The following is an 18,130-nucleotide window of genomic DNA, read 5'->3' as shown; positions in this document are numbered from 1 at the left end:
CATGCGGGAATCTTATTCCTGGATCAGGAATCGATTGCGATTCTTCGCATCCTTGATCCATGCGGGCGCGCGACCGCGGCCCGACCAGGTCGCCCCGGACTTCGGATCGCGATACTTTGCCTGCACGGGAGCGCCCGCCTGTTTGGCCGGCCGACCGCGGCGCGTACCGAAAATGTCTTTTTCGGTAATGCCGTATTCCGCGACTTTGGTGCGGATGTCGTCGACGATCGCCTGGAATTCAGCGGCACGCGCTGCTTCGGCTTTCTCGGCCAAAGCATCCATTTGAGCTTTCAGTTCCTTGTAAGTTGCCATATATCACTCTTCAGGTTGTGTCCATACATGATAGCGGTTTCAATCGGAAATGACGAAGAAAATTGCTCCGACTACGAATTCCATTGCCGATATGGCAATGCACGACTGCTTCGAACACCTGAGAAGTGGTTTGTCTGGATCGTTTGCGTCCGATCTTCTCATGCGGGACAAGCTTTGGAGACTCAATTATTCTTTATCTTTTTTCAGAGGGATTGGGGAATTCACTGATGAACAGGGATGACAAACTGAAACAGGTCGCAGCCGAATTCGGATTCGATCCAGACGAAACGATCAGGATCGGCGGAAAGTACACGCCCGTCCTGGTCGACGGAAGAACCGCCTACGTCGCCGGCCAGGTTCCGCGAATCGGGGAAGTCGTGCATTTCGTCGGCATCGTGGGCGAATCCGTTTCACTGAATGACGGCCGCCGCGCGGCCGGCATTTCCGCACTGCGCGCGCTGGCGCTGATCCGCAAGCAGTGCGGCACGCTCGATGCGATCGCGACGGTGCCGCGCATGACCGTGTACGTGCGAAGCGCGCCCGGCTTCACGATGCAGAGCGAGGTGGCCGACGGCGCGTCGGACGTGTTGTACGCGGTGCTCGGCGACGCCGGCGTCCATACGCGTTCGTCGGTCGGCGTGCTGCAATTGCCGAAGGGCGCATCGGTCGAAGCCGATTTCATTTTCGGGCTGAATCGCAGCGGCGCCACTGCCTGACCCAGAATGGCCGCGTGGGCGGACGGGCCGCGTTGCGTCGATCACCGCGCCGTCCGCGAACGGGCCGCTTCGGGCGTCATCCCGGTCCATTCATTGAAGGCACGGAAGAACGAATTCGGATCCTGGTAGCCGAGCAGGAAGGCGATCTGACCGTAGGGCAGGGCCGAGCGATCGAGGTAGTGCCACGCGAGCTTCTCGCGAACTTCGGCCAGCAAGGTTTTGAAGTTCGCGCCTTCGTCGCCGAGTCGCCGCTGCAAGGTCCGCTTGCTGATCGCAAGCGTTTGCGCGACGCCGTCCGCGGTGGCGAGCCCGCCCGGAATCAATTCGAGTAGCGCCGCGCGCACGCGCTCGACGATGCCGGCCTCGGCCGACAGCGCATCGAGGCGGCGGCGCAGGTCGGGCTCGAAGATCTTCCACATCGCATGGTTCGCGGTCACGAACGGACGCCGCGCATCCTGCAGCGCGATGCTCACGGAAGGCGCATCGCCGTACCGCGGCGTCACGCCGAAAAAGTGCGCATAGCCGGGATCGAGGCCGACGTCGCACGGCAGCGTGACGGCGTGCGCCGGCAGCTCGGTGCGGGTCGCCAGGCGCGCGAGTTTCACGAAGAAGCCGAGTTCGGCCGCGACCAGCATGCCGGGCGGCGGCACGTCGCGCTCCAGGAAGTCGACGGCGAGGGTGAGCGCGTCGGCCTCGTGCGACACGTGCAACCGGATCGGGCCGATCAGCGGCTTGAACTGGCCGATGCGCCGGATCGCGATCTCCAGGTTCGGGCTGCACAACGCGGCGAACAGCGGCGGATCGAAGGTTTCGACGGAGAGCAGATCGAGGATGCGCAGCGCGACGGCCGGCGCATTCGTCATGTCTTCCATCGCACGCCACAGGCGGAAGTATTCGCGGGTCGTCAGCCCGTTCTCCGGCCGCGCGAACAGATCGGCGGGCAACCGCGCGCGCCGCAGCAGTTCGTCGACGCGCAGGCCGAGGTCGACCATCACGACCCGCCAGCCCGGCGAAATCGCGAAGCGGTTCATCGCCGCAATTGCCCGGTTTCGACGAGCTGCTGAAAGAAGTCGTTCATCGACTCGGCGAGCGGGCGATAGCGGATGCCCAGCTCGTTGCGGCTGCGGCTGTTGTCCGCGCGCCAGGGCAGGCCGACGTTGCGCGCGATCACGCGGCGCGTCACGCTCTTGTTCGCGAGCGGGCCGACCAGCCACACCAGCCACTTCGGCAGGATGCGTCGCGGTATCGGATAGTCGGCGCCATACCGTTCCAGCAGCGTGGCGGCTATCGCCGGCAGGTTCGTGTCGTGCGCCGATACGATGTAGCGGCCACTGGCGCTCGGCAGAAACGCCGCGCGCAAATGCGCGTCGGCCACGTCGCGGACATCCACCGCGCCGATGCCGAGATCCGGCACGCCGGCCTTCATCGCGCCGTTGCCCATCTGCCGCACGATCTCGAAGCTTTCCGACGTCGCGTACGGATTGATGCCGGGCCCGATCACGAGCGACGGATTGATGGTGACGAGATCCCAGCGTTGCTGCTGGCGGGCGATCCGCCACGCTTCGCGCTCGGCGACCGTCTTCGAATACGAATAGGGTTGATGGGCCAGCGACGAACTGGTGTTCCAGATTGCTTCGGTGAACCTACCGTCGGGCGTCGCGGCGAGATCGGCGTTGTCGCCGTAGATCGCCGCGCAACTGCTGGTCAGCACGACGCGCCGCACCGACGGTGTGCGATTGGCCGTCTCGAGTACGTTGCGCGTGCCGAGCAGCGCCGGATCGACCAGCTCCTTCTGCGGATCGCGAACGGTGACCGTGAATGGCGACGCGGTATGGAACACGATCCCGCAACCCGCCATCGCGTCCTCGTACGACCCGGGTTCGAGCAGGTCGGCGCGGAAGTAGCGGATCGTGCCGGGCTTGCCGGCCGCGATGCGCTGGAGATGCCTGAGCTTGTCCGGGCTGTCGGGGTCGCGAACGGCTGCATGGACCGTCAGGCCGGCCTCGAGCAGCCGTTGCACGAGCCAGCCCGCGACGTATCCGGTTGCGCCGGTCACCATGACGGGCAGGTCGGTATCGATATTCATGGACGGGATTCCGTGGCGGAGAGGATGCGCCATGATGCCGCCTTTTGCGCGCCACTTCACTCGCAAAGCGCGCCAATCGACATGCAGGGGACGACAGGCGACGCGATGCCGGCCGCGTGCGGCGATGCTCGGGATCGCTGACGGATCCGGATACGGCGACCGCACCGCGCGCCGGTTTGCCGGCGGCCATTGACGCGTCGCGCCGTGTCCGATTACGCTCCTCTCCGATCTCATTCCGGGGACGATCGATGAACGACGACGCGACAGAACGGGTGATCGAACTCGCCCGGCACGTAATCGGCTACATGCAATCCGCTTTTCCCGGCTGGCGCGAAGTTTACGTGTGCTTCAGCGCACCGGGCGACGCGCAGTACGGCGTGCGTGCGTCCTATGCGACGGCGACCGGCGTCGAGCTGGTTTCGACCATGGAGCATCGGGATTTGATCGGCGGGATCATGCGCATCGGGCCGCAACTGCGCGACGCGCTCGCGAACGACGGCAGGAAATTCCGCGCCGCGCTGTTTCGCGCCAATGCCCGGTTTTCCTATCGAATGGATTACGACTGGAACGACGCCGCACGCTGGAACATCACGAAGCTCCGCGGCGCATCCGGCCGCCCGGAGGGGCTGGAGGCGCTGGAGCCGCTGGACTGACGGATGCGGCCGGTTGCACGCGCACCGGCAACGAACGCAAAACCGCGTTATCACTTTGACGAATGGCCGACGATACGGACGCGATCGAAGGCAGGAGAGCCGCCATGCCGAAAGCAAAAAAGAAGCTGCTGCCGAAGGACTTCGACGCGCTGCTCGACGAAGGCGACGTTGCGAAGCTTCAGGCGGTGTTCGACACCTGCGACGTGAATGCACGCGGCGGGCCGAGCAAGCGGACCGCGCTGTCGTTCGACCGGTGTCCCGACGATCTCGCGCGCTGGCTCGTCGCGCACGGCGCGGATATCGGCGCGGCCGATGCGTACGGCAACACGGCATTGCACGCGCGGGTGCAATGCCGGCGCAGCCGCTTCGACGTGCTGCTCGAACTCGGCGCGGACGTTCACGACGACGGTGCGTCGATCGGCACGCCCCTGCATGCGGCGGCCGACTCGCGTCATGCATCGTCCGCGCGCCTGCTGCTCGAGCACGGCGCGCGCGTCGATGCATTGAACCGGGACGGACAGACCCCGCTCGAGCGCGCATTGCGCACCTGCGGCAACGCGGATCTCGAGCACATGGTGGCGCTCGCCGACGTGCTGCTCGACGCAGGTGCGGCGAAGACGCCGCAAATGCAGGCCAGCGTCGCCGAAATCGGGGAGCGTTTCGAGTTCATGCGCGAGCGCTACAACCCGCAGGAGGTCGATGCGGCGAGCGCTGCGCTGGACCGGCTCTACACGCTGTTCGACGTGCCTCCGGCGCCGCGTCGTCGGCTGCACGACGGCCGGTCGCCGATCGTCGTCGCGGCCGGAACCTGGCAGCAACAGCATCAGGCGTTGTGGACGCAACTGGTGCCGGGAACGGGGCACGCGGCGACGGTGCAGGGCGAACTCATCCGGATCTCGGGCCGCATCGCGCATGAACTCGACCACAACGGCGGCTGCAACTGGGACGCCGATTTCAGGAAGATGGCCGATGCGTTCGCGGCGATCGTGCGCACCGGCACGTCGCTGCCGGCGGCCGATTTGTCAGACATGGAGGCCGTCGTGCAGGACGTCAAGCGGCAATCCGGCGACCCGGCGCAACTGTGCCGGCTCGCGGTGGCGTGGGTACGCCTGAACCCCGATCCGCTCGAACTCGCGCCGCCGCCCTATCGCCGGTAGCGCGCGGCAGCGTCACCGCGCAGCGCCGGCCGGCCACCCCATGCCGGCCGTTTCGGCGCCTCGTCGTTTCCGGACGTCATCACCCGGCCCATATCGGCCGGCATCCCCACTTTTGGGGATGCCGTCGCCGGGCCGTACGCCTACGATGGACGACGAGGCACCGGGACCGGATGTCGCCAGAACACTCGAACAGGTCCGTCGTTCCTTCGTCGATCTCTGTGCGCGCTCGCACACTTGATTGACACGGTCGTCGCGTACGCTGATGCGCAACGTGTGCGGTGCGTCGTCGGCGCCGCGGACGATGGCGCGTTGATGACGGAAGGCCTTACGTCGTATTTCGGGGAATTTCAATCAATATGCTCGCACGAGACTATGTGGAACGTGAGCTCTCTCACATCCAGAGAATGGTGGCGCTGCTGGACAGCGAGACGGACGTCGACGATGTGTCGATGTCGGGCGCGGGGCGCGTCCGGCATCCGAGATACTGGCGCGGGCGTATCGAGGCGCTGCTGTCGACCCCCGACGTGCCGCGCCACGTCAGAAAGCTGAGCGAAACGGTGCTCGCGAAGATCGACGAGATGGAAGTGCGGTTCGCGACGATGAAGTAAGTGCATCGTCGGGCCGGGCAGCGAAACGCGTTTCATCGCATCGTCGGCCGCGTCCCTTTATCCGGATGCCGTCACGTCGATCGGCGCTGCGCAGGCCGTCTGCTGCGTCGACACGGATGACGCCGCCATGTCGAAAACGGCCATTACGTCTGACGAGAAACGGTATTGAACGTGGTATTTCGATCAAACCTGCATCGGCAATTTGAACAATGAGGCCGATTGAGTAAGATGCCCGAACGGCGTTCGACACAAACGCACGGCGCGGGGTGGCCAGATGCAGATGAACGGGTGGGTTCCGTCGGCATGGATCGATGACGTCTACGCTGCGGCGCTGGGCGACCAACGATGGGAAACGGTGCTGGACGGGCTGCGTCTGTCGGTCGGCGTACGCATGGCCATCCTGCTGTCGTTCGACGATGCCGCCAGGCTGCCGGCGATCGAGCAGGTGGCCGGCGACGATCCGTCCTGGGTCGCCGCGTGCCTCCACCGCTACAACACCGAGTTCCACCTGTACGACCCGGTCGTGCCGGTTGCCGCGGACTGGCCCGTCGGGCGCTGGTTCGAGGACGTGAAGCACCTGTCGGTGCGGCAGCGCACACATGGCGTGTTCTATCGGGAATTCATGCAGCCGTTCGGGCTCGGCGGCATCTCGGGCCTGTACATTCATCGCGGCGACGGCGCGGGCGCTTTTCTCAGCGTACAGAGCGGCCCCGAATCGCAAGGGCTGTCCCATGAGCAGCGTCGCACCATCGAAATCATGGGCGCGCACATCAGCCGCGCGCTGCGCATCCACGCGCGCATCGGCGAGCTCGAAGCGCGCGTGGCCGCCGCGGAATCGGCGCTCGATGCGGTGCCGGTGCCGGTGTTCCTGCTCGGCGCGCAGCGCGAACTGCGCTATACGAACCGCGCGGCCGATCAGCTGATCGCCGCCGAACCGGCGCTGCGGATCGTGAGCGGCCGTTTCGCACCGGAAGGCTGCGTCGACGATGCGCAATGGCGTCATGCATTCGCATGCGGCGGGCTGTTGCTGCGTCGTGCGACGGGCGAACCGCTGCCGCTTGCGCTGATTCCCGTTCCCGAACAGTCGCGCCTCGCGCGCGAACGGCCCGGGGTCGCGGCGCTGATGACGGCCGCCGACCTGCGTGCGCCGTCGGCGCGCGCGCAGCGCTTGCGGGTGTTCTACGGGCTGTCGTCGGCGGAAGCCGATCTCGCGGTGCTGCTGTGCTGCGACGGGCGTTCGCCGCAGGAATGCGCGGCGCTGCGCGGCGTGTCGATCGGCACGGTCCGCGCGCAGATCAAGTCGATCTACACGAAAACGGACGTGGCGCGCGCAGCCCAACTGACGTCGCTGGTCATGCAGACCTGAGCGATCGATGCGCGCCGGTGCGGCGGCGTTTTTACTATCCGCCGCCGATTCCCTGCAGTATCCGGCCGGTCCCGCCGCAGACGGTGCAGGGCTGGCCTTCCACCCTGCCGGTGCCGCGGCAGACGCGGCACGTGTCCTCGCCGATGCCCGGCGCATTTGCCGGGCCTTCGTCGCCGTCATTCGCCGGGGTAGCGGGGTCGGGGGTCGCCGATGGCTTCGTGGTCGACATCACGGGCTCCTTTCGCGTTGCACGTCGTCGTGGTGAGCATCGCGCGTGCCTGGCGGGCGGCACGCGCGACGACGACGGGTTTCCCGCGCGTTACAGCGCCGGCGCCCACGTCGACCCGAACGGGTTCGACTGGTCGATGCCCGGGAAGTCGACGAACGCCTTGCTGCAGTCGAGCACGCTGGCCGGATCGATCGCATGGACCGCGGCGCCGTCGACGACCACCCGGTTCGCGGTCGACGGGAACACCGGCAGGTTCACGTTGCGCAGCGTGAGGTTCGCGTCGGATGCGATCGTCGCGATGCCGTCGGGCGTGTCGGCCACCACGTTGGTCAGCGACATCGCGAGCGGGAACGCCGGCTCGCCGTAACCGCCGGTGTTCGCCTCGAACCCCTGCAGCTTCACGCCGGCCGCGCCCTCGATCACCACGTTCGCAAGCGAGATGTCGTGGAAGTTCGGGTACAGCGGGCCGCTCGCGGGTACGGCCTTCGTGCTGTAGTACGGCGTGAACAGCAGCGCGTTCTTCGCATCGCGGATGCAGATGTTCGCGTAGCGGATGTTGCTCACTTCGCCGCCGCGCGCATAGTCGGACTTGATGCGCAGCCCTTCCTCCGAATCGCGAAACGAATTGTCGTACACCTGAACGTTGGTCACGCCGCCGTTGGTCTCGCTGCCGATCGAGATGCCGTGCCCCCAGTAGATGTGGTTGTGCGCGATCGCGACGCCCCATTTGCGGTCGGCGCGCACGTCGCGATTGCCGTCGATGCCGAACAGCCCCGAGCCGGCGGGCGCCGGGTTGTTGCTGCCCTTGAGTGCGATGTCGTCGTCGCCGGTGCTCACGTAGTTGTAGGCGAACACGAAGTTCTTCAGGTAGCCGTCGAACGAGATCGCGGCGGCGGACGTCGTCGTGCTGCCGGTCGACAGCGCCACCGACGTCGGCTTCGCCGCGGAGCCCGGGTCGAACGCGTCGGTGTTCTTCACGTTGTCCGCGTTGAACGTCTGGCCGTTGTACAGCGGGTTGCCGTTGCCGGCCGGGTTCGCGAATGCGGCGAGCGTCGGCGTCTGCACCTTCACGTTCCAGATCGTCAGCCCGTCGACGCCACTCGGCACCACGTGGAAATTCGGGCTGTTGTTCAGCGTGATGCGATACAGCGTGAGGTTCTTCGCGTAGTTGAACACCATCAGCCGGAAATTCGACTGCGAGCCGAAGCCGGTCGTGCCGTTCTGCACCATGTTGCCGAGATACGCGAGATCCCACCACGTCATGTTGCGCACCGTCGATTTCGAATCGACGACGGTGCCGCCGTCGTCGCACGCGGTGCCGTCGGGCGCCACGGTGCCGCTCTTGTAGGCCGCGTAGGTGTTCGAGCAGGTCAGGTCGACCTTCATCAGCGGGTATTTCGCATCGGACGTGACGAGCTCCGCGTAGCCGCGCCCGTCGATCCGGCCGTCGCCGACCACCGCGGCGTTGACGAGGTTGGCGCCGGCGATCAGCGCGGCGCAGTTCGACGAGCTGCCGGCTTTCGTCGCACTGACGGCCGTATTGCCGCAGTACGGGCCGGCGGCGTTCGGCGAATACGCCTTCACGTCGCGCGACGCATACAGTGTGACGCCCTTGTCGATCCACAGCGTGACGCCGGACGGCAGCGTCAGCGGCCCGCTGATGAAGCCGTTGCCGGGCCCCGCGTGATTGACGACGAGCCGCACGGCGAACTTGCTCGCGCGGTATTTCGGCTTCGCGAGCTCCTCGCCGGACGCGCCGGCGATGTTCACGTTCGGCACGGCAGCCGTCTTCTGCGCGGCGGTGGCCGCGGCGTCCGCCGCCGCGATCGTCGCGCCGACTTCGGCGTCGACCGCCGCGCCGCACGCGTCGAGCGTGGCCTGGATGCGCGCCTGGTCGGGGTTGGCCGTCGCGGCCGACACGGCCTTGCCGACGCCGGCCGTCGACGGGTCGGCCTCCGGCGGCAGCGAGCCGTCGGGGCGGCTCACGAGCGTATTGGCGGCTTCGAGCGTGCTGCATACCTGCGTATCGGCGGGCAGCGCCGGTTCGGCCGGCAGGTTCGGGTCGACGGTCGTCGTGCCGACCTGGAACACGGCGGGGGCGGGCGGCGCGGTGGACGCCACGCCGCCGCCGGTGCTCGAATCGTCGCCGCCGCACGCGGTGAGCGCCGCGGCGGTGGCGAGCAAGGCGGCGAGCAGGCCGAGCGCGCGCGGGCGCCGGTTCGGCCGGGAAACGGGGATGGTCATGACGGAGATCTCCTGAAGAGGCATCGGCTGCGCGATGTCGGGTTGGTATCGGGTCGTTCGGCGGTGCGGGTCCCCCGGCGCGAGCGGACGGGTGGTGGACGAACTGCCGGCAAGGCTGAAACGGGCGGCCGCGGCCGTCGGCGCGGGTCGTCGGGCCGGGCGCTGCAGGCGCGAATCGCGTCGCGCGGGATGCGGGCCGCCGCATGCTCGTGGCATCGCGACGGGCTGATGGTATTGTGATCAGTCATCCTACAACGACCGCAAACGAAGCGAAAGAAGACCGTCGGATGTCGGGAAACCGTCTCATCGGCGTCCGATTCGCAGGGCGACCCATTTCCGGAAAACGTTTCGCGAAAAAGCGTGGAAACAGAGAATGCGATTCCCCGTTCCCCGCCAAAAGCCCCTGATGGCGGCAGTTATAGGGGTATGCACCAAGTGAGTTAAACGGTTAACCGACGTACATTTGCCCAACACGTCATACGACGTATGACTCTGCGATTCGAGGAAGCGCATCGGCGATGCACGCGCGGGCCGACGGATCGCCGCACAACAACGATCGACCATCAAGGAGACTCACCATGAAGCACCGATTCACCGGCTCCCGTACCGCCCTGGCCGTCGCACTGATGGCCGGCTTCGCGATGTCCGCGCAGGCGCGCGTGTTCCGCTCGGCGGACGTGCACGGCGACAACTTCCCGACCAACATGGCCGTGAAGTTCATGGGCGACGAGTTGTCGAAGCAGACGGGCGGCAAGGATTCGATCAAGGTGTTCGGCAACAGCGCGCTCGGCTCCGAGAAGGACACGGTCGATCAGGTGCGGATCGGCGCGATCGACATGGCGCGCGTGAACGGCGCGTCGTTCAACGAGATCGTGCCGGAATCGCTGATCCCGTCGTTCCCGTTCCTGTTCCGCGACGTCGACCATTTCCGCAAGGCGATGTACGGCCCGGCCGGCCAGAAGATCCTCGACGCGTTCACCGCGAAGGGGATGATCGCGCTGACGTTCTACGAGAGCGGCGCGCGTTCGATCTACGCGAAGCGCCCGGTGCGCTCGCCGGCGGACATGAAGGGGCTGAAGGTGCGCGTGCAACCGTCCGACCTGATGGTCGACGAGATCCGGGCGATGGGCGGCACGCCGACGCCGATGCCGTTCGCCGAGGTGTATACGGGCCTGAAGACGGGCCTCGTCGATGCGGCGGAAAACAACCTGCCGTCGTACGAGGAAACCAAGCATTACGAAGTCGCGCCCGATTACTCGGAGACGCAGCACGCGATGACGCCGGAAGTGCTGGTGTTCTCGAAGAAGATCTGGGACACGCTGTCGCCGCAGGAGCAGGCGGCGATCAGGAAGGCGGCGGCCGATTCGGTGCCGTACTACCAGAAGCTGTGGACCGCGCGCGAGGCGTCCGCGCAGCAGATGGTGACGAAGGGCGGCGCGAAGATCCTGCCGGCCGCGCAGATCGACCGCGCGGCGTTCGTGAAGGCGATGCAGCCGCTGTGGACCAAGTATGAAAAGACGCCGCAGATGAAGCAGATCGTCGACGAGATCGAGGCCACCAAGTGACGCGTCGTACTTCCCTGAACGGTGCGGCGGCCGCGGGCTCGCCGGCCGGCGCACCGGACGGCGCGGCGCCGGCGCGGCCGCACGCCGCGCCGCTGTTGCGCTGCGTGAACGACGTGCTGTTCCGCGTGCTGGCCGTGATCGCGTCGGCGTGCCTCGCGGTGCTCACGGTGCTGGTGTTCTACGCGGTCGTGATGCGCTACGTGTTCGAGAACGCGCCGGATTTCGTCGAGCCGATCGCGCTGTTGCTCGTGATCGTGATCGCGATGTTCGGCGCGGCGATGAAGGTGCGCGACGGCGGCCATATCGGCCTCGATTCGCTGGTGCGCCGGCTGTCGCCGAAGGCGCGCACGGTCGTCATCGCGATCCAGCATCTGAGCCTGATCGCGTTCGCGATCATGATCATGATCGGCTGCGGCAGCATGGCCGCCGAGACGATGGGCGACCGCATCCCGATCATCGGGCTGCCCGAAGGCGTGCGTTACCTGATCACGATGCCCGCGGCGGTGGCGATCATCTTCTTCTCGCTCGAGCACCTGCTCGCGCTTCGTCGTTCTTCGTCGGGACAATAACGCCATGGAACTCGCGATCCTGTCCGTCAGTTTTCTGATCTTTCTCGTCCTCGGCGTGCCCGTTTCGTTCGCGCTCGGCATTTCGTGCGTGCTGACCTACCTGGTCGAAGGCCTGCCGATCGCGACCGCGATGCAGGCGATGATCTCGGGGATGAATGCGTTCTCGTTCCTCGCGGTGCCGTTCTTCATCTTCTCCGGCGAACTGATGCTGCATGGTGGCATCGCGGACCGGATCCTGCGCTTCGCGCAGGCGAGCGTCGGCCACTTCCGAGGCGGCCTCGGGATGGCGAACGTCGTCGCGTGCACGCTGTTCGGCGGCGTGTCGGGCTCGCCGACCGCCGATACGTCGGCGATGGGCGGCGTGGTGATTCCGCTGATGAAGCGCGAAGGCTACAGCGCCGCGTACGCGGTCAACGTGACGACGCATGCGTCGCTCGCCGGCGCGCTGATGCCGACGTCGACCAACATGATCATCTACGCGTTCGCCGCGCAGGGCATCACCGGGATGCTGCACGGCCAGCCGGTGAGCGGCGTGTCGATCGGCGACCTGCTGTTCTCGGGACTCCTGCCGGTGTTGTGGGTGATGGGCTTCGTGCTCGCCGCCGCGTACTGGCAGGCCGTGCGTCACGGTTATCCGCGCCGCGAGGACGGCTCGTCCGCGCTGCCGCGGTTTCCCGGCTGGTATGCGGTGCTGCGCAGCTTCGTCGGCGCGGTGCCCGGGCTGATGGTGATCGCGATCATCCTCGTGTGCGTCGCGAAGGGCATTGCCACCGCGACCGAAGCGGCCGCGATCGCCGTCGTCTACTCGCTCGTGCTGACCGCGGTGGTCTACCGGACGCTGACGGCCGCGAAGCTGCGCCGCGCGCTGTCGCATGCGGCGCGCACGACGGGCGTCGTGCTGCTGCTGATCGCGGTGTCCAACATGCTGCGCTTCCAGATGTCGTACCTGGAGATTCCGGATGCGATCGAAGGGCTGCTGAAGCAGTCGACCGCGGCGCCCTGGCTGATGCTGCTGTACATCAACATCATCCAGGTGTTCCTCGGTACGTTCGTCGACATGGCCGCGCACATCCTGATCACGACGCCGCTGTTTCTGCCGATCGCGATGGCGTGCGGCGTCGGGCCGGTGCAGTTCGGGATCATGCTGCTGCTGAATTGCTCGCTCGGCCTGGTGCACCCGCCGATCGGGTCGGTGCAGTTCGTCGGCTGCGCGATCGGCAACGTGTCGATCGGCGAGACGACGAAGATGGCGTGGCCGTACTACCTGGCGATCTTCAGCGCGATCAACATCGTCACGTACCTGCCGTTCTTCTCGACGTGGCTGCCGAGCCTGATCAGCGGGCACGCGGTGTTCTGACCGCACGCTTCGCCCGTCGCGGCGCCGGACGACCGAGGTTGTCCGGCGCCGCGCTCGCATCCGCGGTTCCCTTTCCCCACTTCCCGTCACTCCCATGAAAACGACTCTCCTGCGGCGCGCCGTTGCGGCGGCTGCGTTGACGATGGCGGCCTCGCTCGCGCACGCGGCGACGTATGCGTACGTGTCGAACAGCGACAGCCGCGACATCTCGGTGTTCGGCGTCGACCCGTCAAACGGTGCGCTGACCGCGATCGAAACCGTGCCGGTCGGCGGCGCCGTGATGCCGATGGCGCTGTCGCCCGATCATCGTCGCCTCTACGCGGCATTGCGCTCGACGCCGTATCGCGTCGTCAGCTTCGCGATCAATCCGCTCGACGGGCGGCTGATCGAGCTGGGCCGCGCGCCGCTCGCGGACAGCATGGCGTACGTGTCGACCGATGCGTCGGGGCGTTATCTGTTCTCCGCGTCGTACGGCGGCAACCTGCTCGCGGTGAACCGGATCGGCGCGGACGGCGTGGCCGGCGACGTGCAGCAGACGGTGAAGACCGGCCCGATGGCGCATGCGATCCGCCAGTCGCCGGACGGCCGCTACGCGTTCGCGTCGGTGCTCGGCGCCGATGCGTGGCTGCGGTTGCCGTTCGATGCGTCGACCGGCAAGCTGACCGACACGGGCGAGCCCGCGTATCGGCTGCCGGAGAAGTCGGGTCCGCGCCATTTCGTGTTTTCGTCGAACGGGCGGTTCGCCTACCTGATCGATGAACTCGACGGCAAGCTGCACGTGATCGCGCTGTCGCACGGCGACGCCGATGCGCGGCCGATCCAGACCGTATCGATCCTGCCGTCCGATTTTCACGGCGACAAGCCGTGGGGCGCCGACCTGCATCTGACGCCGGACGGGCGCTTCCTGTACGCATCGGAGCGCACGTCGAGCACGCTCGCCGCGTATCGCGTCGACGCGAAGTCGGGCACGCTCGCGCGGATCGGCACGTTCGCGACGGAGCAGCAGCCGCGCGGCTTTGCGATCGATCCGTCGGGCAGGTATCTGCTCGCGGCCGGGCAATTGTCGCCGACGCTGGCCGTGTACCGGATCGACGGCCGCACCGGGCACCTCGACGCGATCGGCAAGTATCCGGTCGGCAAGGGCGCGAACTGGGTCGAGATCGTCACGTACGACGGGACGAACTGAGTGGCCGAAACGGGCGGCATGCGTCACGTGCCGCTCGTTTCCGACACTCGCCAGCAGGACCACACGCGGAAATGCCTTTAATCGAATCAAGTCGGCGAGACGCAGGCCGTTAACCCATACAGTAAAACTTCAAGAACCGGTTCATCATGCGCGACCTGAAGGTAAAGAACAGTTTGCTCGCCGTGCTGGCTGCTTTTGCCGCGATGATCGTGGTCGGTGGCATCGTCGGGATCGCCGCACTCGGAAACGCGAACACGAACGCGAAGCGCCTGCATGAAATCGCCGCCCAGACGTTGCTCGTCAACGACGCATACAAGGACAGCACCCGTACCCGCTCGGCACTCGTGCGTGCCTACGCGGCGCTGAAGGAGCACGACGATCCGGCGCAGCGCGATGCGGCGCTGCAAAGCGCGCAGCGGACGTTCGATCTGTCCGCGAAGGAAACGCAGGCGTTTCAGAGCGCCCCGTCAGCCGCCGGCATCGACACCGACCTGAAGCGGGCACTTGTCGAATCGTCGACGCATCTCGCGACCGTCCTCGCACGCGCGACCGACGCGCTTCGCAACGGCGACACCGCCGCGTACGCAACGATCAACGACAAGGAGATCACCACGGCCGGCCAGGTCTACTCGGCGAACGTCGAGAAATTCCAGCGCCTCGCAAACCGGCTGTCGGAACAAACGATCGATGACGGCAACGCCGCCTACACGCGCATCATCGCGATGGTCGGCATCGGCGTGGCGCTTGCGCTCGCACTGATCGTCGCGACGCACTTCGCGTTGCGCCGGATCGTGTCGCGGCCGCTCGCGAACGCAGCCGCGCTGCTCGACCGGATCGCATCGAACGACCTGACCGTGACCGTACCGGACGCGGGCCGCAATGAAATCGGCCAATTGTTCGCGGCGATGAAGCGGATGCAGGGCGGTCTCGTCGCCACCGTCGCCGGCGTGCGCGACAGCAGCGACGCGATCCACACGGCCGCACGCGAGATCGCCGCGGGCAACCTCGATTTGTCGAGCCGCACCGAGCAGCAGTCCGCGTCGCTCGAGGAAACGGCCGCAAGCATGGAGCAACTGACGTCGACGGTTCGCCAGAGCGCGGACCATGCGCAGCAGGCGAGTACGCTTGCCGCGAGCGCGGCGGACCTCGCGCAGCATGGCGGCGAACTGGTTGGCCGGGCGGTCGACATGATGGGCGTGATCAATGCGAGCTCGAAGAAGATCGCGGAGATCACCGGGATGATCGACGGGATCGCATTCCAGACCAATATCCTCGCGCTGAATGCGGCGGTCGAATCGGCGCGCGCGGGCGAACACGGGCGCGGCTTTGCAGTGGTTGCGGGCGAGGTGCGCACGCTCGCGCAGCGCAGCGCGAGCGCCGCGCGGGAGATCGGGCAACTGATCGGCACGTCGATCGACGACGTCCGCAGCGGCAACGAACTCGTCGCGCAGGCGGGCCATGCAATGGGCGAGATCGTGTCGTCGGTGCGACGCGTGGCGACGATCATGACCGACATCACGACGGCGACGGTCGAACAGAGTGCCGGCATCGACCAGGTCGGCCAGGCGGTCAGCCAGATGGATCAGATGACGCAGCAGAACGCGGCACTCGTCGAACAGGCGAGTGCTGCCGCGACGGCGCTCGAGAATCAGGCCAGCGCGATGCAGGCCGCGATGTCGGTCTTTCGGATTGCGCACGCGGGCTGAGCCGGTGCCGAATCGGCATTGCCCGGAACGTCCGCGACAAGGCCGAAGCCTGAACAGCAAAAACGGTATCGCGGGCGGGCCCGCGAGCATGGCTGCACGGTAAACGATCAATCCTGCCGCGTGCCCGGCGCGATGCCGCCGCCCGATGCGTCATCGGCCGACCGATCGTCGCGCCAATGCACGAGCTCGCGCCACAGCGCCGGGCGCGCGTGATCCTGCGGCGGCAGCTCGATCACATAAGCGACGCCGCCCACGTTGACCACGACACCCGAGTCGGGCAGCGTGCCCGGGATGCCGGAGAACGAACGGTCGTCGGTGTCGGGTTCGGCCATGGAGTCCGGGCCGGGCGGGTGTCGAAACATCATGCGAAATCTCCGTGGCGCCGCGCATCGGCGCGTCAGTAGCGGACCCGCCCGATCAGGCCCAGCGGGTCGACGGCGTGCTGGATGGCGGCGGCGACCTGTCGTTGCGCGGCCGGCACGTGCTTGCGGTAGTACGCGATATTGACCGGCCCGACGCCGTGCTCCGCGCTGAAGCAGCCGCCCGCGCGCACGACGCGGTCGTACAGCGCGCCGCGCAGCGCCACCTGCTGCAGCGGCCCGTAGCGGTGCGCATCGGCGTGCGGGATCGACACGACGAGATGGCAGCCGCCATCGCCGAAATGGCCGAACGCATGACAACGCAGCGACGGATGCGCGGCGGCGAGCCATTGCTCGGCATTGGCGACGAATCCGGCCAGCGCACCGCGCGGCAACGACACGTCGAACGACAGCGGCATGCCTTCTTGCGCGACTGCGACTGGCAGCGCGTCGCGGATCCGCCAGAACCGTTCGGCCGGCGCACAGGCAGCATCGAGCACCACACGCTCGTTCGCGAGCACGTCGAGCGTCGCGACGGCGCGTTCCTCGAGCAGCGCATCGAGCCCGGGCATGCCGGTCGCGATCTCGACGAGCGCGTGGCACGCGGCGGCGTTGGCGTCGAACGGCACCCGCAACGCCGGAAACGCCGCGGCGACGCAACCGACCGCCGCCGCCGACATGAACTCGAACGCCGACAGCATCTCGCCGAATGCGCGCTCGAACGCGAGCAGGCCGGCGAGCGCCGCGTCGTACGACGCGAACGCGACGAACGCCGCGCACGACGATCGTTCGAGCGGCGCGAGCGCGAACGACACGGCCGTCACGAGCCCGTTCGCGCCGTTCGCGCCGATGAAGCACTGCGCGACGTCGAAGCCCGCGTTGCGCTTGCGCAGCGGTGCGAGCGCGTCGATCACGGTGCCGGCTTCGTCCGCCAGCACGACTTCGACGCCGAGCACGTTGCGGCGCACGTCGCCGTATTTGATCAGGCGGCTGCCGCCCGCGTTGGCGCCGACGAGGCCGCCGGCCGCCGGATCGCTGCCGAGGTCGATCGGCAGGCAGAGTCCGGCTTCGGCCGCCACGCGATTGAGGTCGGACAGCCGCACGCCGGCCTCGACCGTGATGCTGCGATTGGCCGGATCGAACGCGCGAACGGCGCGCATCCGCTCGAACGACACCACGCATTGCGTGCCGCTGCGATCGGGCACGGCGGCGCCGACGAGCCCGGTGCGCGCGCCCTGCGCGACGAGCGCGATCCGGTGCGCGGCGGCGATGCGAACGAGCGCGCGCGTGTCGGCGGTCGATGCCGGCCGCGCGACGCCGAGCGGCACGCCGCCGTATCGCGCGACGTCGGTCGCATACGGCTCGCATGCCGCGCCGTCGAGCCAGCCGTCGCCGAGTGCCGCGGCGAGCGCGTGCCGCTGCGCGGCGCGTTCGGGCAGCGCGCTCATCGTCAGTTCGCCCGCACCAGTTGCTTGCGCAGCCGGCCGCGCACGACGACCAGCGCGATCAGCGGCACGACGCCGCCCCACAGCGGGCTGTGGCGCATCGCGATCGACACCGCGAGCGCGACGACGGTGACGGCGAGCAGCACGAGCGACAGCGAGCGCACACGCGCGTGGTCGACCAACGCGCCGTCGACGAAGCCGCCGTCCGACCACGCGGTATGCACGATGCCGACCACCAGCACGCAGACGAGCATCGCGGCCGGCCCGAGTTCCTCGCCCCACAGACGGCTACCTGTCGGCGAGACGAGCGCGAGCACCGCGCCGATCACGAGGAACAGGTCGACGCCGATCGCGATGCTGTTGCGCTCCGCGCGGCGGATCAGCCACGCGCCGTGCACGAGCGCGAGCACGCCGCCGATCAGGAACGCGTGGGTCCAGCGCAGGTCCGGCTGCTCCGGGCCGAGCCGGCCGTAGAACAGGAACACGATCGCCGGCAGGAAGTTGCTCGCGTGCAGCAGGTAGCCGGTTATGGGATGGGTCGATTTCATCGGTGTCTCTCCTTCGTCGAAACA

At 67.3% G+C, this 18,130-nt stretch carries 18 protein-coding genes; 10 read left to right on the top strand and 8 right to left on the bottom strand.

Annotated elements, in window-relative coordinates; all coding sequences use genetic code 11:
• Positions 1 to 12: 12 nt before the first annotated feature.
• Entirely contained in the window at positions 13 to 312 is a 300-nt protein-coding gene (locus HWX09_RS09340) for an H-NS histone family protein (protein ID WP_027786420.1), read from the bottom strand.
• A 227-nt stretch (positions 313 to 539) separates the two neighbouring features.
• On the opposite strand from HWX09_RS09340, the gene HWX09_RS09335 reads away from it, so the two are divergent.
• Positions 540 to 1,028: a RidA family protein gene (locus tag HWX09_RS09335; protein ID WP_027786421.1), complete on the top strand. Its 489-nt coding sequence runs from the start codon at positions 540 to 542 to the stop codon at positions 1,026 to 1,028.
• Between the two features lie 41 nt (positions 1,029 to 1,069).
• Here HWX09_RS09335 and HWX09_RS09330 read toward each other — a convergent pair whose 3' ends face one another.
• Both HWX09_RS09330 and HWX09_RS09325 read right to left on the bottom strand, forming a co-directional pair.
• Positions 1,070 to 2,059, bottom strand: coding sequence for an AraC family transcriptional regulator (locus HWX09_RS09330; RefSeq protein ID WP_027786422.1), 990 nt, complete (start codon positions 2,057 to 2,059; stop codon positions 1,070 to 1,072).
• Positions 2,056 to 3,114, bottom strand: coding sequence for an NAD-dependent epimerase/dehydratase family protein (locus tag HWX09_RS09325; RefSeq protein WP_027786423.1), 1,059 nt, complete (start codon positions 3,112 to 3,114; stop codon positions 2,056 to 2,058). Before HWX09_RS09325 ends, HWX09_RS09330 begins: the two co-directional genes overlap by 4 nt.
• 248 nt (positions 3,115 to 3,362) lie before the next feature.
• Here HWX09_RS09325 and HWX09_RS09320 point away from each other — a divergent pair, with 248 nt between their 5' ends.
• The 4 genes from HWX09_RS09320 (at position 3,363) to HWX09_RS09305 (ending at position 6,898) form a co-directional block, all read left to right on the top strand.
• A complete protein-coding gene (locus HWX09_RS09320) occupies positions 3,363 to 3,767 on the top strand; it encodes a hypothetical protein (protein ID WP_175888567.1) in 405 nt (134 codons plus the stop codon).
• Positions 3,768 to 3,871: 104 nt separating this feature from the next.
• Positions 3,872 to 4,924, top strand: coding sequence for an ankyrin repeat domain-containing protein (locus HWX09_RS09315; RefSeq protein ID WP_027786424.1), 1,053 nt, complete (start codon positions 3,872 to 3,874; stop codon positions 4,922 to 4,924).
• Positions 4,925 to 5,280: 356 nt separating this feature from the next.
• On the top strand, positions 5,281 to 5,532 hold the full coding sequence (locus HWX09_RS09310) for a hypothetical protein (RefSeq protein ID WP_027786425.1): 252 nt from the start codon (positions 5,281 to 5,283) through the stop codon (positions 5,530 to 5,532).
• 280 nt (positions 5,533 to 5,812) lie between these two features.
• The gene (locus HWX09_RS09305; protein ID WP_227789472.1) at positions 5,813 to 6,898 is read left to right on the top strand and encodes a helix-turn-helix transcriptional regulator; all 1,086 of its coding nucleotides are present in this window, start codon (positions 5,813 to 5,815) and stop codon (positions 6,896 to 6,898) included.
• A gap of 34 nt (positions 6,899 to 6,932) precedes the next feature.
• Here the strand turns inward: HWX09_RS09305 and HWX09_RS33570 are convergent, their stop codons facing one another.
• Positions 6,933 to 7,127: a hypothetical protein gene (locus tag HWX09_RS33570; RefSeq protein ID WP_080681422.1), complete on the bottom strand. Its 195-nt coding sequence runs from the start codon at positions 7,125 to 7,127 to the stop codon at positions 6,933 to 6,935.
• A 90-nt stretch (positions 7,128 to 7,217) separates the two neighbouring features.
• Positions 7,218 to 9,371, bottom strand: coding sequence for a glycosyl hydrolase family 28 protein (locus tag HWX09_RS09300; protein WP_027786427.1), 2,154 nt, complete (start codon positions 9,369 to 9,371; stop codon positions 7,218 to 7,220).
• A gap of 578 nt (positions 9,372 to 9,949) precedes the next feature.
• Between HWX09_RS09300 and HWX09_RS09295 the strand changes: the two genes are divergently transcribed.
• From HWX09_RS09295 to HWX09_RS09275, 5 genes are all read left to right on the top strand, one after another.
• Complete coding sequence (locus tag HWX09_RS09295) at positions 9,950 to 10,936, top strand: TRAP transporter substrate-binding protein (RefSeq protein WP_027786428.1); 987 nt, start codon at positions 9,950 to 9,952, stop codon at positions 10,934 to 10,936.
• The gene (locus HWX09_RS09290) at positions 10,933 to 11,505 is read left to right on the top strand and encodes a TRAP transporter small permease (protein ID WP_027786429.1); all 573 of its coding nucleotides are present in this window, start codon (positions 10,933 to 10,935) and stop codon (positions 11,503 to 11,505) included. The genes HWX09_RS09295 and HWX09_RS09290 overlap by 4 nt, the downstream gene beginning before the upstream one ends.
• 4 nt (positions 11,506 to 11,509) lie before the next feature.
• Positions 11,510 to 12,862, top strand: a complete 1,353-nt coding sequence (locus HWX09_RS09285) for a TRAP transporter large permease (RefSeq protein ID WP_027786430.1) — start codon at positions 11,510 to 11,512, stop codon at positions 12,860 to 12,862.
• Between the two features lie 94 nt (positions 12,863 to 12,956).
• Positions 12,957 to 14,048 carry a beta-propeller fold lactonase family protein gene (locus HWX09_RS09280; protein WP_027786431.1) on the top strand — a complete coding sequence of 364 codons (1,092 nt, stop codon included), beginning with the start codon at positions 12,957 to 12,959 and terminating at the stop codon, positions 14,046 to 14,048.
• 146 nt (positions 14,049 to 14,194) lie between these two features.
• Positions 14,195 to 15,754 carry a methyl-accepting chemotaxis protein gene (locus HWX09_RS09275; RefSeq protein ID WP_027786432.1) on the top strand — a complete coding sequence of 520 codons (1,560 nt, stop codon included), beginning with the start codon at positions 14,195 to 14,197 and terminating at the stop codon, positions 15,752 to 15,754.
• A gap of 107 nt (positions 15,755 to 15,861) precedes the next feature.
• Here the strand turns inward: HWX09_RS09275 and HWX09_RS09270 are convergent, their stop codons facing one another.
• From HWX09_RS09270 to HWX09_RS09260, 3 genes are read right to left on the bottom strand one after another with little or no spacing between them, the layout of a single operon-like run.
• Positions 15,862 to 16,119 carry a hypothetical protein gene (locus tag HWX09_RS09270; protein WP_027786433.1) on the bottom strand — a complete coding sequence of 86 codons (258 nt, stop codon included), beginning with the start codon at positions 16,117 to 16,119 and terminating at the stop codon, positions 15,862 to 15,864.
• 32 nt (positions 16,120 to 16,151) lie between these two features.
• Positions 16,152 to 17,561 (bottom strand): FAD-binding oxidoreductase, encoded by a 1,410-nt coding sequence (locus HWX09_RS09265; protein WP_027786434.1) that lies wholly within the window; start codon positions 17,559 to 17,561, stop codon positions 16,152 to 16,154.
• A gap of 2 nt (positions 17,562 to 17,563) precedes the next feature.
• Positions 17,564 to 18,106, bottom strand: coding sequence for a hypothetical protein (locus tag HWX09_RS09260; RefSeq protein WP_027786435.1), 543 nt, complete (start codon positions 18,104 to 18,106; stop codon positions 17,564 to 17,566).
• Positions 18,107 to 18,130 lie beyond the last annotated feature (24 nt).

It is taken from the genome of Burkholderia sp. BCC1208 (assembly GCF_902833095.1).
Taxonomy (GTDB): Bacteria; Pseudomonadota; Gammaproteobacteria; order Burkholderiales; family Burkholderiaceae; genus Burkholderia.
Note: the sequence above shows the minus strand (reverse complement) of the source record. Positions and strands in the feature narration are given on the sequence as shown.